Genomic DNA, 14,633 nt, shown 5'->3' with positions numbered 1-14,633 from the left:
TGCAGTTCACCTCATTTGGCTGTATAAACGAAGGTTTTCCCTTCCTCCCTGACTGAAAGGGTGCCAAGGGATTGTAAATAATCAAGCTGTCCGACTGTTTCGGAAATGGTTAAATTCAATTCGCGTTCATAGACAGTAGGGAATAGTAGTTTGCAAACCTCAAATACAGTGAGCTCCCTGCCTTCCAGCATACCCCTTACCTGCATCGCCCGATCATGCTGACGGGCAATCCGCTTTTCGATCAGGCTGTGCAATTCTGTTATCTCCGTTCCATGACCCGTGTATACGAGACCAATCGGATATTGCTGCAATTTTTTTAGGGACGCATTATATTGGACCAGCGGTTTTGGCCTCTCCGGTTCACCTGGAAGCGGCGGCTCCAGCAGCGGGTTTGGCGAGATCCCTGCAAGGATTGTATCACCGGCAATCATGGTGCCATCCTTCTCACGCAAGAGGACGATATGGCTTTGTGCGTGTCCGGGTGTCTCAATCACCCTCCATCCTGGCAGTGCCGGCGGGATATCATTTTCAAGAATAGTTCCAGATAATGAGCGATTGCATGAAAATACCAAAGTATTTTTCATCACTTTCATCGAAGGCATAAAATACCTCTCAGGAATGCCTGTTTGCAGAAAGAATTTCTCATAAAACTGTTGATGTTCCTGCGCAAATTCAGGAGTCCTGTTAATCCACCGTTCGTTCAGGGGATGGCCATGAACTTCAAGTCCAGGAGAAAAATAATCCAGCATCCCAACATGGTCCGGATGGTCGTGCGTCAGAATCACCTGCTCGATATCCGCCGGATTCAGCTTTAAATCCGCCAACTGGGACTTGAAAGATTCCCAGGACTCCTCCGTCTTCGTACCGGCATCAACGAGTGTCAGCCTGTCCCCTTTTATTAAGTAAGCATTGACATCGCCGACAGGAAAAGGTGTCGGCAATGTCAGTTTGGCAATTCCTTCTTTCCATTCTGCCATTTGGACTATACACCTCGAAACATTATTTTTATATAAGGTAAACCGCTTGTTTGTTTATGTAAGTGTTTATTTTTAAGATTACCGGTATTTTTTCAATATAAAATTAAGTTTACCCCTAAAGCTGGCAATTGTCATTATTTTCACTTTTTGTTTTCAGAAAAAACTAAAAATTAATTATTTGCCCTCTTGACAATAGGGTTGTCCTTCTTGCATAATCACTATTAAAATTTCAATCAAACAACAGCACTTGAGCAAGACGAGTAGACAGGAATGGTAACAGAGAGTGGAGTCCACCGGCTGAAAGGCTCCGCTGCCCTCTTCATGTTGAACCCTACCTTGCAAGCTGCCAGGCAAACCTGGACGCATACCGGCGTTATCGGATTATGAGCTGCACTTCTTTGGCGATGGCCGAAGAAGTGAATGAAGGTGGTACCACGGAAGCATGGCCTTTCGTCCTTTTATGGATGAAGGGTCTTTTTGTTTTTTTTACAAAGCTGGTTGACAGGAACGAGGAAGAACTCCTGCTAGTCAACTGAGGAAAAAAATTTTATGGAGGCGATCACGATGAAGAAGCTTGTTTTTGTTGGGGCAGGTTCGATGGCAGAAGCGATGATTTCGGGTATAGAGGCAAGCAGGCTTCTTCCGGGAGGACAAATTTGGGCTACGAATAAACATGATACTGACAGACTGAAAACGCTCGAATTAAAATATGGAATTAAATCGACCTATGATCTGAAAGAGCTTTTTGAAAATGCCGATGGGGTTGTCCTGGCGATGAAACCAAAGGACGCAGCAGCCGCAATGGAAGAAATCAGATCTTACCTGACTGAAGATATGCTTGTTGTTTCCGTCCTCGCTGGGGTTTCGATTGATGCGATTGTGACAGCAGCCGGGAAATCTCTGGCAGTTGCACGTGCAATGCCAAACACATCGGCTGCGATTGGCAAATCGGCAACAGCCCTGGCTGTGAACGAATACGTTAGCGAATTACAAAAAGCTCAGGTGCAAAAGCTGTTTAACACAGTTGGACTGACGACAATTGTGGAGGAATATCAGCTTGATGCGGTCACAGGACTTTCAGGAAGCGGGCCGGCATACATCTATTATCTTGTTGAGGCAATGGAAAAAAGCGCAGTGGAAATCGGGCTGGAAAAGCAAATTGCCAAGCAGTTGATCATCCAGACCCTCCTAGGGGCTGCGGAAATGCTGACAAAGTCAGACAAAGAGCCAGCACAGCTTCGCTTCGAGGTAACGAGCCCTGGCGGAACCACAGAAGCAGGCATCAGCATCCTTGAACAGCATGGGGTGCAATCCGCATTCGTATCTTGTATCAAGGAAGCCACAGCCCAATCGAAGAGGCTTGGCCATTTGCTCGGCAATGAGCTGTCAGCGGCTAACCGCCCGATTTAAAATTGCAATCACCCTTCCTGTTTATCTACAATGGAGAAAAACAACAGGGACGTGTGCACGATGCTTTTAATCTTACTGACTTTAACTCTCCTGATCTGGATTGCAGCGACGCTTGACGCCTTGATTGGTTTCAGAAAGCTCGAGTCGCTTGAGAAAGCAAATGGAGTTAGCCATGGACCGCTTTTGAGCGTAATTGTAGCCGCCCGCAACGAGGAAGACCATATTTTGCAAAGCGTCCAGACTCAGCTGGCGCAAACCTACCGCCATAGTGAGTGGATTCTGGTAAATGACCGCTCTGAAGATAAAACCGGAGAACTGATGGATAGGCTGAAAGAATCGGACGAAAGAGTCAGGGTCATTCATATCGAAAGTTTGCCAGAAGGATGGCTTGGCAAAAACCATGCTCTCTACAAAGGATACTTGCATGCGTCTGGAAACCTGATTTTGTTTACAGACGCAGATGTTTTATTTAGTCCAGACGCTTTCTCAAAAGCGATCGGATATTTTGAAAGACACACACTCGACCACATGACCGCCGCTCCAAATTTGAGTGCGAAGCCATTTTGGCTGAAAGCATTTGTCGCCTTCTTTTTATTTGGTTTTTCATATTATAAAAGACCCTGGCTCGCCAATAATCCACGGTCGAAAACTGGTGTCGGCATTGGTGCTTTTAATATGATCACCAGGACAGCATATGAAAAAGCGGGCACACATGAACAAATTAAAATGCGGCCCGACGATGATTTGCAGCTCGGCATGATGGTAAAGCAGGCAGGGCTCCGGCAGCGAATCGTAACGGCCATGACGCTCATTGAAGTTGAATGGTACCCCAGCTTAAAGGAAGCGCTGGCAGGATTGGAGAAAAATACTTTCGCCGGCCTACACTACCGGATCAGCATGGTGCTGTTTTCCGTGTTCGGAGTTTTTATTTCACAGGTGGTTCCTTTTATTACTGTCTTTTCCGGAGACAAAGAACTTGCCTTGTTAAGTGCGGTCAATCTGATTTTCCTGGCAATCCTTTATATGATGGTCACGAAGAGAATGACCCGGTTTTCTCCATGGCTGTTCGCGGCACTCCCCTTCACGGCGATGCTGTTTATTTTTTCAATCATCAGGGCCAGCTATTTAACTTTCAAACGAGGAGGCATCATCTGGCGCGGAACGAAATACACCCTTGCTGAATTAAGAAAAAATTCATTGAAGTGAGTACATTTTTTCCTTTCCGCTAAAAGCCCTGTTATACTTAGAATATATTTTGATTACCGAAATAAAGGAGGCTTCTAGTTTGGAAAAAAAATTGTTTTCCCCATATAAAATTAAAGGACTTACACTGAAAAACCGTATTGTCATGGCACCCATGTGCATGTATTCATGTGATAAAGATGATGGAATGGTCACAGATTTTCATATGACCCACTATGTCAGCCGGGCTGTCGGACAAGTCGGACTGATCATTCTGGAGGCTACTGCTGTCACACCTCAAGGGCGGATTTCTCATCAGGATCTGGGAATCTGGAGCGATGAGCATGTACCAGGACTTTCAGGCCTAACAGAACAAATCAAGAAGAGCGGAGCTGCGGCCGGCATCCAGCTTGCCCATGCCGGCCGTAAAGCGGCGCTGAGAGATGAAATCATCGCCCCTTCTGCATTGGCTTTTGATGAGAAATACAAAGAACCAAAGGCAATGACCATTGAGGAAATCAAGGAGACTGTAGAGGCATTCAGGCTGGCTGCTGACAGAGCTAAGCAAGCAGGTTTTGATGTTATTGAGATCCATGCTGCCCATGGTTATTTGATCAACCAGTTCCTATCCCCGCTAACAAATGAACGGGAAGACGAATACGGCGGCATTGCCGATAACCGTTTCCGATTCCTGCGTGAAGTGCTTGAAGCGGTGAAAACTGTATGGGAGGGGCCGCTGTTTGTCCGGGTGTCTGCTTCCGATTATCATGAAGAAGGCTTGAACATCAATGATTACACTGCGATGTCTGAATGGATGAAAGAACTGGGTGTTGACTTGATCGACGTCAGTTCCGGTGCTGTTGTACCGGCAAGGATCAATGTATATCCAGGCTACCAGGTGAGATTCGCGGAAAAAATCAAACATGAAGCTGATGTGGCGACAGGTGCCGTTGGATTGATCACTACCGGAATACAGGCAGAAGAAATCCTGCAGAATGACCGGGCCGATTTGATCTTCATTGCACGCGAACTCCTGCGCGACCCATACTGGCCAAGGACAGCAGCAAAAGAGCTCGGAACAAGCATCGAAGCACCTGAACAATATAAACGAGGATGGATATTCTAACATTTAGCCGGCGTGGATGCCGGCTTTTTCTATTCGTGCAAAATGGAACGAAAATTGGAATTGCAACTAAATCCGGTCATCCCAAATTCGGTTTAGCAGTGTTTGCTCAGAGGAAACGACGAGCTCAAAAACATCGGGGTTCGTCATTTCCATCAGACAGTCGTAACCAAAACTCTCATTGAAATATCTCATCAGCAAAGTCGTCATATTTCCGTGGCTGACGAGGAGAATATGGTCCTCATCAGAACATAAGACATCCTCGATCAATGACTTGGCTCGCTCCATTGCAGCAGAATGGGACTCGCCGCCTTCATACACCAGTTCAAAATCCTCAAAGCTTTGCTTAAGTTTATCGCGCCAATCCTCAAAGCTGACCGTGCTGAGCACTCTTTCACCCAGCCTATCATCTTCAATAATTTTTATCTCCCTCGAGTCAGACAGTGGCTTGATTGTATCCAATGCCCTTTTGAAGGGGCTTGAATAAATGGCATCAATCTCTTTTATCTTAAAAAAATCCACCAGCGCCAGTGCCTGTTTTCTTCCCTGTTCAGTCAACGGAGAATCCACAGGCTGGCCAGCTGCACTTGCATGCCGTACGAGATAGATCGTTTTCATAATGTCCACTCCCTGAATTCAGTCATCTTCATAAGGCACGGAAATTTCCAGAAAGTCCTCTGAAATGACAGTATTGGTGAATATATTTCTTGCCTCGGCTACAAGCTGAGTCCAGTCATTGCGGTCATATCTCGAACTGATATGGGTCAGGCAAAGCTTTTTGGCAAAGGCTTTAAGTGCTGTCTCGGCAGCCTGGAGGGTGGTAGAATGATAATATTCGTATGCGAGTGCTTCTTCCCCAGCGGAAAAAGTAGCTTCATGGATCAGCAGGTCTGCATCCCTGGCAAGCCATAGCGCATTGCTGCAAATCCTTGTATCCCCCAATACCGTTACAATCCTGCCTTTTTGCGGGGGGCCGACGAATTCAGCAGGATCAAGTTCCGTTCCATCCGCCAAAGTGATCACTTCGCCATTTTTAATTTTTTTATAATCCGGACCTGGCATTACTCCAGCAGCCGCAAGCTTTTCCGCAAGCAAAGTACCAGAGCGGTCTTTCTCCCTTACTCTATACCCGTATGAAGGAATTCCATGCTCTAATAGCCTGGCTTCAACAACAAACTGGTCATCTTCAAACACGATTCCTTCCTCGATTTCAATGATTTCAATCGGGTATTTTAAGTAGGATTTGCTAATTTTTAGCGAGACCTCTATGTACTCTTTGATTCCTGTTGGGCCGTATACGGTCACCAATGAATCTCCGCCCTGGAATGAACGGCTCGACAACAGTCCTGGCAATCCGTATATATGGTCACCATGGAGGTGGGTGATAAAGATTTTCTCAATTCTCCTCGGCTTGATACTAGTATGTAATATTTGATGCTGAGTCGCTTCCCCGCAGTCAAACAGCCAGACTGCTCCTCGCTCCTCCAGCAATTTCAATGCTATTGAAGTGACATTCCGGAGTTTGGCAGGCACTCCTGCTCCGGTTCCCAGAAAAAACACATCCATGCTAAAACATCCTCTCGTACAAAACGCCTGTGACTAAGCAGGCTGATTCCTTGTTCCTTCCAATATATCATAAGGAATGGTGAATAGATAAACCAAACCTTGGTTAAGTTCAAAAGGGCATAGTTCCAGACAATTGGAAGAAAACTAAATACAGTTCAAACAGTTGCTAATTGTCCTTGAAACCGATAAAATTTTGTATTTGTAGAGTGTTTTTATACATATTGATTAAATTCACATAAAGAGAGGTTCTATATTGTGGCAAACACCGAAAAACCAACAGCTTTAATCATGATCTTCGGGGCTACGGGAGACCTGGCCAACCGTAAATTGTTCCCTTCCCTCTATAACCTGTTCGAAAAAGGCAAGCTGGAGAAATTCGCGGTCATTGGCGTGGCCCGCCGTTCACTGTCCAACGAAGAGTTCCAGCTGAAGGTAAAAGAATCTGTAAAAGAAAATGGATCGTCAGAAGCAAACATTGAAGAGTTTGTTTCGAAGTTTTTTTATCATTCGCATGATGTTACTGATTCCAGTTCTTATATTTCACTCCGGAAGCTTGCGGAAGATTTGGACAGCCACTACGGGCTAAATGGCAACCGGATTTTCTACCTTGCCATGGCACCGGAATTCTTCGGGACGATTGCCGAACACTTGAAGAAGGACAAACTGACAGACGTGTCTGGATTTAAGCGACTAGTGATCGAAAAACCATTCGGACATGACCTCGAGTCAGCCAAAGTATTGAACAAGCAAATTCGCAAATCTTTTTCAGAAGATGAAATCTACCGGATAGACCATTATCTGGGCAAGGAAATGGTCCAGAACATTGAAGTGATCCGTTTTGCGAATGCGATGTTCGAACCGCTCTGGAATAACAGATACATCTCAAACATCCAGGTTACATCCAGCGAAACGCTTGGGGTAGAAGAACGCGGCCGTTATTACGAAACGAGCGGAGCACTTCGTGACATGGTCCAGAACCATATGCTCCAGATGGTTTCATTGCTTGCAATGGAGCCGCCAATCAAGTTGACTACAGATGAGATCCGCTCGGAAAAAGTAAGAGTGTTCCGTGCCCTGCGTCCGGTAAAAGGGGAAGAAGTCAATGAGTACTTTGTGCGCGGCCAATATGATAAAGGTGAAATGAACAGCAAAGAAGTACCTGCTTATCGCCAGGAGGAAATGGTGGATCCTGAATCGAATACCGAAACTTTTGTTGCTGGAAAGCTGATGATCGATAACTTCCGCTGGGCTGGCGTGCCATTCTATATCCGTACAGGAAAACGAATGAAGGCTAAATCAACTAAAATCGTGATCCAATTCAAGGATATTCCGATGGACTTGTATTATCAGCCGGAAAAAACGGTCAACCCAAACCTTCTGGTCATCCACATCCAGCCAGAAGAAGGGATTACCCTGCACCTGAATGCAAAGAAATCCGGCCAGGGTACAGACGCTACACCGGTAAAACTGAATTACGCCAATAAAGGCATTGATGGCATAAACACTCCGGAAGCATACGAGAAGCTGCTTTATGATTCACTTCGCGGTGATGCAACGAACTTCACACACTGGGATGAAGTAGCATTATCCTGGAGTTTCGTCGATAATATCTCAGAAGTTTGGGAAAACACGAAAGAACCAAGCTTCCCTAACTACGCATCTGGTTCCATGGGACCAGACGCTGCAGACAGAATGCTTGAAAAAGATGGATTCTTCTGGTGGCCAATCACTGATGTCGAAAAATGCTAATATACAATCAAAAATCCCGCCCTGAATCATATTCAGGCGGGATTTTTTTCACAATAAAAAGATCGCTTCGATCCTTTGATCAGCCTCCGAAGAAAAAATCAAGGATATTTGAACCGGCTGAGGCTTCTTTATTATAAAACTCGGAATAGCCACATTTCTTGCAATAAACTACAGTGAATTGGTTGTTCTGGATGTCAAACATTTTCGATAAACCCGTTCCCGTCATCGCTACATCTTTCTGGCCGGCATTCGTGCTGCCGCATTTTATACATCCTTTTCCATTCATAGTACTCCATCTCCTCTTTTAAGCTATGACTCATATACGATTCAATTTAAGATTGAGTTTCATTTTTTTGGAAAAAGTCCTCCCGCATAAAAAATTCATAAAAGGGACAACTTATGTTTGTTCTATTATCAAACAGAGGTGGAAATAATGGATTGGTTTGGCAGTGGTCATAAAGCATTTGATTTTGATATGTTTTCTCGAAGTCATATGGCTGTCCTGGCCATATTCATCACTGTTTCAGCAGCCATTTTCCTTAATCGAAAGAAGTTGAATGATGATCGATTTCGGGGAATGGAACTTGGCATAACCTTTTCCCTCATCGTGATTGAGATCATGAATCATGTATGGATGTACGTACATGGTTTGTGGAAACTGGGACGCTCCATGCCTTTAGAGTTATGTAATATCGGATTATTATTATCAATCATTTTATTGATAACAAGAAAAAAGGTAGTATATGAACTTCTTTTTTTCATTGCCCTTCTAGGTGCAACCCAAGCAATCCTAACACCTGCTTTAACATACGATTTTCCCCACTTTCGATTTTTCCATTTTTTCTATGCACATATGATGGTAGTGTGGGTAACTTTATATTTCACATGGGCAAAAGGCTATTACCCAACATTTCACTCTGTTATAAAAGTAATTGCTTTTGTAAATTTGCTATTGCCGGTTATTCTGGTCATTAACAAGCACGCTGATGGGAACTACTGGTTTTTACGGCATAAACCTAAAAGTCCAAGCTTCTTGGACATACTTGGCCCTTATCCATGGTACATATTTTCACTTGAGAGTTTGTTGATTGCTTTGAGCTTCCTCGCATGGCTAATGTGGCGGAATCGGGGAAAGAACGAGAGCGAGCCATCTTATAAAGAGACATGAGTATTTTTATAAAAAGATAACCCCACTAAATAAAAAACAGCGAACGCAAAGTTCGCTGTTTTATTTCATTTTTAATCCATCCATTCAGTGTGGAAGATTCCTTCTTTGTCTATTCGCTGATAGGTGTGAGCACCGAAATAATCGCGCTGCGCCTGAATCAGGTTAGCTGGCAATGTTTCGGTCCTGTAGCTGTCAAAGTATGAAAGTGCTGCAGAGAAACTAGGCACTGGTATGCCGTTCAGGACAGCAGCAGAAATAATTTCACGCAATGACTGCTGATAACTTTCCGCGATTTCCTTGAAATAAGGGTCAAGAAGCAAATTCTTAAGACCTGGATCACGATCGTACGCTTCCTTGATTTTCTGAAGGAATTGTGCCCTGATGATGCAGCCTCCGCGGAAGATCATCGCGATTTCTCCATAGTTCAAATCCCAGCTGTATTCTTCAGATGCTGCCCTCATTTGCGCAAAGCCCTGAGCATAAGAACAAATTTTGCTCAAATAAAGCGCTTTTCTGATCGATTCAATGAATTCCTCCCTGTTACCTTCAAACGGTTTGGATTCAGGACCGGAGAGAACTTTGCTTGCTTCGACACGCTCTTGCTTCATTGCAGAGATAAAACGGGCAAAAACGGATTCTGTGATGATTGGCAGGGGAACTCCCAGGTCCAGTGCACTCTGGCTCGTCCATTTGCCAGTCCCTTTTTGTCCTGCAGTATCAAGGATCATGTCAACAAGCGGCTTTCCTGTCTCATCATCCTTCTTTGTAAAAATATCAGCAGTGATTTCAATCAAATAGCTGTCAAGCTCGCCTTTGTTCCAGTCAGCAAAAACATTGTGAAGCTCTTCGGCATTTAAGCCCAGAATATGCTTCAACATGAAATACGATTCGGAAATAAGCTGCATGTCACCGTATTCAATGCCGTTGTGGACCATTTTGACATAGTGCCCGGCACCATCGGGACCGATATAGGTGGTGCATGCTTCATCATTTACTTTTGCAGAAATATCCTGGAAAATCGGAGCTACTAGTTCGTAAGCTTCTTTCTGGCCGCCTGGCATGATAGATGGTCCGTGAAGCGCTCCTTCCTCTCCACCGGAAACGCCCGTCCCAATGAAATGGAGTCCAAGCTCACTCAGTTCCTTATTGCGTCGCTGTGTATCGGCAAAATAGGTGTTACCGCCATCAATGATGATATCGCCCTTTTCAAGATGCGGCTTTAATAGTTCAATAGTTGCATCAGTCGCTGCGCCAGCTTTTACCATCAGCAAAATCTTACGGGGTTTTTCCAATGATTGTACAAATTCCTCAACTGAATACGCTCCGAAAATGTTCTTACCTTCTGTCTCAGCTAACATTTCATCCGTTTTTTCTCTGGAACGGTTATATACAGAAACTGAATAGCCTCTGCTTTCAATATTCATGGCCAGGTTTTTTCCCATCACTGCCAGCCCAATGACGCCGATTTGCTGTTTTGACATAATCCAACTTCCCTTCTGTTCAAAAACAAGTTTTATTTTCATGGAATCTAATTTAGCAATGATAATAATAAGTTGCAAACAATCAGGTTTGTACCTTATTTATTTTGACTTACCCATACGACGATAAACGCGTGGCATTAATCTTTTTTCTCAATACTGCTGCCAGGCTTTCTATCCTGAAGGAAATCTTTATTGAAGCTTGTTCCGGTACCTTTATCCTTATTATGCTGCTTATTCATTTGCGACCCGGCGCTTTCGATAATAGTTTTTCCATATTTCTCCCTCAGCTGGTTCATCGTATTGAAGAGAGGTTCCTTCTTGGCATCCTGTTCAAATGAAAACAGGTCAAGCTGTTTGACGGCTTTATCAGCTTCAAGGAGATCTGTTCCCGTTATCCCCAGGAGTCTGACAGAATCACCATTCCAATGCTTCAAAAAAAGCGCCTTGGCTGCCGATGCAATCTCCTCCTGCTTAGAAACAGGGTTTTGCAGCTTCTGGCTTCTCGTGATTGTTTTCCGATCTTTAAAACGAATCATCACACTTAGGCTGGAAGCGACAGCTTCTTTCCTTTTCATCCTGGCTGCGACTTGCTCAGAAAGCTTATCCAGCACTTTGAGCAGCTCATGCTGATTTGATATATCTCTCGGAAGTGTGGTTGAATTCCCGATACTTTTAAAGTCATAAACGGACTCTGGATCGACATGACGATCATCCAGTCCATTTGCGCGATCCTTTAATCTGATGCCATTGATGCCCAGCAGAGCTTTCAGCTGGATTTCATTTGCTTTTGCCAGCCCGCCAATCGTTTCGATTCCAATACTTTTTAGTTTATCCGCCGTTTTCGTTCCTACTCCATGCATTTCCCCTACCTCAAGCGGCCAGATGATGCCCGAAATGTCTCGTTTTCTTAAAACTGTTATCCCCATAGGTTTTTTCATATCTGATGCAGTCTTTGCAAGGAATTTGTTCGGCGCAACGCCAATGCTGCATGGCAAATCAAGCTGTTCAAGAAGCCTCTTTTGGATGCTTTCCGCAATCTCCAATGGCGCCCCTATATCGGAGCAATCCGTAATATCCATATAACCTTCATCAATTGACACCGGCTCAACCAGCTCGGTGTACTGACGCAAAAGATCGAACATGGCTGTGGATGCTGTTCGGTACCGGTCGAAGTTAGGCTTCCTGATGATTAAATCGGGACAAAGTTTCTTCGCCTCCCATAATGGCATAGTCGTCCGCACTCCAAATTTCCTCGCTTCATAGCTGCAAGTGACGATGATTCCCCGCCGTTCTTCCGGATTTCCAGCAATTGCTAGCGGTTTTCCCTTGAGCTCTGGGTCATAAGCCATTTCAACTGATGCATAAAAACTATTCATATCTACATGCAGGATGATCCTGCCCTTTTTAGGATACATTTCTTTCATTACAAACACTTCCCAAATATACGTTCTCCTCTAGTTTATCAAAAATAGACTAAAGATACCCTTCGATTTACTCCACATCTGCAAGAATTAGTGGAGTTCTATGTTTTTGTGAATTTTATGTGAAGGATTGAGATTGAAAGTTAAAATTTTTGTATCAAAAGCCGATAAATATACATAGGGTTATCGTTATCATTTCAGAATACGGGGGAAATTTTATGCAGCATTGGTCTATTGGAAGGAAATATGCAAACGTTTTCGCAATCATTATGATCATTTTTTTAGGAAGCTTTGTCTATTTATCGACAGTATTAAACAACCTTCAGGGAGCTATTGATCTGGCAGAGGAAAAAAGTGATTATGCAATCATGATCAGTGATATGGGCGCTACTTTCCGCCAGAAATATATTATTATCACGGATTACATTACCGAACCAAAACCAGAACTCCTCTCGCTCTATAAAAAAGAAGCTGAACAATTCAATGCTTCGGCAGCCAAATTAAAGGCGAATGTGAACACTGAAGAAGAGAAAACTTTATATGATGCAATTGTCAATACCGATAAGCACATGGACAAAGTCTGGGAGGACGAAATCTTAAAGACTGTAGAGCAATTCAAACAAAACGGGGAACAGGTTGATATTTTTACTCAGATCAGCCTGGCAAACAAGGCCGAAACCATCCGTGATATGAATATTGATAAATTGAATTCACTAAGGACTATTATCCTTGATGACAGAACAAAGATCATGAAAGAGACCCATTCATCCATAGCATCGATGATCATGAACACATTCATCATCATGATCCTGGCTTTCATTATCTCCGCTGTAGCATTGTACTTTGTCTCAAGGAATATCAGCAGGAATCTCAGGAATGTCGTTGACTATTGTAAAAAGCTCGGTGCTGGGGAATTGAACGTAAAGGCACTGGAAGCGAAAAGCAAGGATGAAGTTGGCCAGATCATTGTCGCAATGAACCACTTATCTGGGAACCTGAAAACATCAATCTCCAGCATCCTTGCTTCATCTGACCAGGTCCGTGAGTTATCCAGGAATCTAAGACTGAATGCGGAAGCTACGACAGAAGCGAACAATGAAATCACAACATCCATCATGCAGGTTGCATCTGCCTCTGATGAGCAAGTTAAGATTTCAGAACGGACTAATGAAGCAGTCGAAAATGTGTCTTATCAATTGAAAGAAGTAACAGGTTCTTTGAAAGAAACACTGAATACAACTTCCAACACAAAGGAAAAAATTGAACAAGGCAAGCATTACGCCTTCAGCGTAACAGAACAGATGGATCAGATAAACGGAAAAGTAAATGAACTTTCAAGTGTGATCCATTCACTGAAAAACAACTCGCAGGAAATCCATGGAATCATAGGAATTATTACCGATATTTCAAATCAGACTAATCTGCTAGCACTAAACGCTGCGATTGAAGCAGCACGTGCAGGCGAGCACGGGAAAGGGTTCGGTGTCGTTGCCCAGGAAGTGCGTAAGCTTGCCGAGCAGTCCGCAGGGGCGGCAGAAAGTATCCGCGAGATTCTTGAACAGACAGAAAAAGAAACCATCCTTGCAGTCAACGTAATGTCCGAAAGCCAGACCACTGTCCATAAGGGCAACGAGCTAGTGGAAAAAGTCGCAACGATCTTCACGGAAATCGCAAAATCGATCGAGGAAGTAGTCATGAACGGAAATAATGTTAGCGGCGCAGCTGTGAATGCCGATGAAAAAATGGAGTTCATGGCACAGTCTGCCACCGAAGTAATCACCGCTTCGACCAAATCCGCCCAATTCCTCGAGCAAGTAGCTGCAACAACTGAGGAACAGAATGCAACCATGCAGGAACTTTTAGAATCATCAGGAAGATTATCCAGCATGGCCGATGACCTGAGGAAATCATTTTCAAGCTTTAAGCTCTAATTGAAAACAAGCTGATCCAACTAAACCGGGTCAGCTTGTTTATTTATTCAACTGATAGCTGATAATGCTATGACTACAAAAAACACCTTTAATTTAGTAGTTCCAGCTTCTGATTTTTCATATACTCCTTAATTTCTTTGATTCCTTCAAGTGATTGAATCAACGTTTCCGGGTCAATGATCATGATCATCCGCTGTTCAAAATTTGCGATTCCAGTAATGAACTTCGTCTTCTGGTAAGCTATGAGGCCGGGCTGTTTCAGGTTTTCATCCGGGATTTCAAGGATTTCCTTTGCATCCCTTACAAGGACCCCCAGCGAAATTTCAGCCGTCTGCAACACGATCAGCCTTGTTTTTTCATCAGCTTGAATGTCACATTTGTAGAGCACTTTATCCAGATCAATGACCGGAATCAAATCCCCCCTTACCTTTGTGATCCCAGTTACATAATCAGGCATATGCGGGATTGCTGTCATCCCTTCCAGCTTTTCGATTGAAATGACATAAAGAATCGGAAAAGCATATTCTTCAGTCCCAGCTTGAAACACAACAGTCTTATTGCTTTCAGCCATAGAGCCCACACCCTTTCAAAATTTTCTTCTCTTTCTGTACCTCTATCAAAATTA

The 14,633-nt window shown here is 43.9% G+C and carries 14 protein-coding genes; 7 read left to right on the top strand and 7 right to left on the bottom strand.

Annotation, left to right across the window (positions count from 1 at the left end):
* Positions 1–11: 11 nt before the first annotated feature.
* Entirely contained in the window at positions 12–977 is a 966-nt protein-coding gene (locus ACXAEA_RS08615; protein ID WP_475095485.1) for an MBL fold metallo-hydrolase, read from the bottom strand.
* Positions 978–1,360: 383 nt separating this feature from the next.
* Here ACXAEA_RS08615 and ACXAEA_RS08610 point away from each other — a divergent pair, with 383 nt between their 5' ends.
* The 4 genes from ACXAEA_RS08610 to namA all read left to right on the top strand — a co-directional run bounded on the left by ACXAEA_RS08610 (position 1,361) and on the right by namA (position 4,695).
* Positions 1,361–1,513, top strand: coding sequence for a hypothetical protein (locus ACXAEA_RS08610; protein ID WP_475095484.1), 153 nt, complete (start codon positions 1,361–1,363; stop codon positions 1,511–1,513).
* Positions 1,514–1,541: 28 nt separating this feature from the next.
* Positions 1,542–2,387 carry a pyrroline-5-carboxylate reductase gene (proC, locus tag ACXAEA_RS08605; RefSeq protein ID WP_475095483.1) on the top strand — a complete coding sequence of 282 codons (846 nt, stop codon included), beginning with the start codon at positions 1,542–1,544 and terminating at the stop codon, positions 2,385–2,387.
* 60 nt (positions 2,388–2,447) lie between these two features.
* Positions 2,448–3,593, top strand: a complete 1,146-nt coding sequence (locus ACXAEA_RS08600) for a glycosyltransferase family 2 protein (RefSeq protein WP_475095482.1) — start codon at positions 2,448–2,450, stop codon at positions 3,591–3,593.
* Between the two features lie 79 nt (positions 3,594–3,672).
* Positions 3,673–4,695: an NADPH dehydrogenase NamA gene (namA, locus tag ACXAEA_RS08595; protein ID WP_475095481.1), complete on the top strand. Its 1,023-nt coding sequence runs from the start codon at positions 3,673–3,675 to the stop codon at positions 4,693–4,695.
* A gap of 66 nt (positions 4,696–4,761) precedes the next feature.
* Here the strand turns inward: namA and ACXAEA_RS08590 are convergent, their stop codons facing one another.
* Both ACXAEA_RS08590 and rnz read right to left on the bottom strand, forming a co-directional pair.
* A complete protein-coding gene (locus ACXAEA_RS08590; protein WP_475095480.1) occupies positions 4,762–5,310 on the bottom strand; it encodes a histidine phosphatase family protein in 549 nt (182 codons plus the stop codon).
* 18 nt (positions 5,311–5,328) lie between these two features.
* Complete coding sequence (gene rnz / locus ACXAEA_RS08585) at positions 5,329–6,258, bottom strand: ribonuclease Z (protein WP_475095479.1); 930 nt, start codon at positions 6,256–6,258, stop codon at positions 5,329–5,331.
* Positions 6,259–6,513: 255 nt separating this feature from the next.
* Here rnz and zwf point away from each other — a divergent pair, with 255 nt between their 5' ends.
* A complete protein-coding gene (gene zwf / locus ACXAEA_RS08580) occupies positions 6,514–8,007 on the top strand; it encodes a glucose-6-phosphate dehydrogenase (protein ID WP_475095478.1) in 1,494 nt (497 codons plus the stop codon).
* Between the two features lie 79 nt (positions 8,008–8,086).
* On the opposite strand, the gene ACXAEA_RS08575 is transcribed toward zwf, so the two are convergent.
* Positions 8,087–8,293: a zinc ribbon domain-containing protein gene (locus tag ACXAEA_RS08575; protein ID WP_475095477.1), complete on the bottom strand. Its 207-nt coding sequence runs from the start codon at positions 8,291–8,293 to the stop codon at positions 8,087–8,089.
* A gap of 147 nt (positions 8,294–8,440) precedes the next feature.
* Between ACXAEA_RS08575 and ACXAEA_RS08570 the strand changes: the two genes are divergently transcribed.
* Entirely contained in the window at positions 8,441–9,175 is a 735-nt protein-coding gene (locus ACXAEA_RS08570; protein ID WP_475095476.1) for a YwaF family protein, read from the top strand.
* A 71-nt stretch (positions 9,176–9,246) separates the two neighbouring features.
* Here ACXAEA_RS08570 and gndA read toward each other — a convergent pair whose 3' ends face one another.
* On the bottom strand, positions 9,247–10,656 hold the full coding sequence (gene gndA / locus ACXAEA_RS08565) for an NADP-dependent phosphogluconate dehydrogenase (protein WP_475095475.1): 1,410 nt from the start codon (positions 10,654–10,656) through the stop codon (positions 9,247–9,249).
* A gap of 137 nt (positions 10,657–10,793) precedes the next feature.
* Positions 10,794–12,080 (bottom strand): DNA polymerase IV, encoded by a 1,287-nt coding sequence (locus ACXAEA_RS08560; protein WP_475095474.1) that lies wholly within the window; start codon positions 12,078–12,080, stop codon positions 10,794–10,796.
* 215 nt (positions 12,081–12,295) lie between these two features.
* Here ACXAEA_RS08560 and ACXAEA_RS08555 point away from each other — a divergent pair, with 215 nt between their 5' ends.
* Positions 12,296–14,008 (top strand): methyl-accepting chemotaxis protein, encoded by a 1,713-nt coding sequence (locus tag ACXAEA_RS08555; RefSeq protein WP_475095473.1) that lies wholly within the window; start codon positions 12,296–12,298, stop codon positions 14,006–14,008.
* Between the two features lie 88 nt (positions 14,009–14,096).
* Here the strand turns inward: ACXAEA_RS08555 and ACXAEA_RS08550 are convergent, their stop codons facing one another.
* Positions 14,097–14,579 carry a chemotaxis protein CheW gene (locus ACXAEA_RS08550; RefSeq protein ID WP_475095472.1) on the bottom strand — a complete coding sequence of 161 codons (483 nt, stop codon included), beginning with the start codon at positions 14,577–14,579 and terminating at the stop codon, positions 14,097–14,099.
* Between the last annotated feature and the right edge of the window lie 54 nt (positions 14,580–14,633).

Source organism: Mesobacillus sp. ABV4_180 (assembly GCF_056158485.1).
The sequence above is the reverse complement of the archived record's forward strand: the minus strand, read 5'-3'. Positions and strand labels throughout refer to the sequence as shown.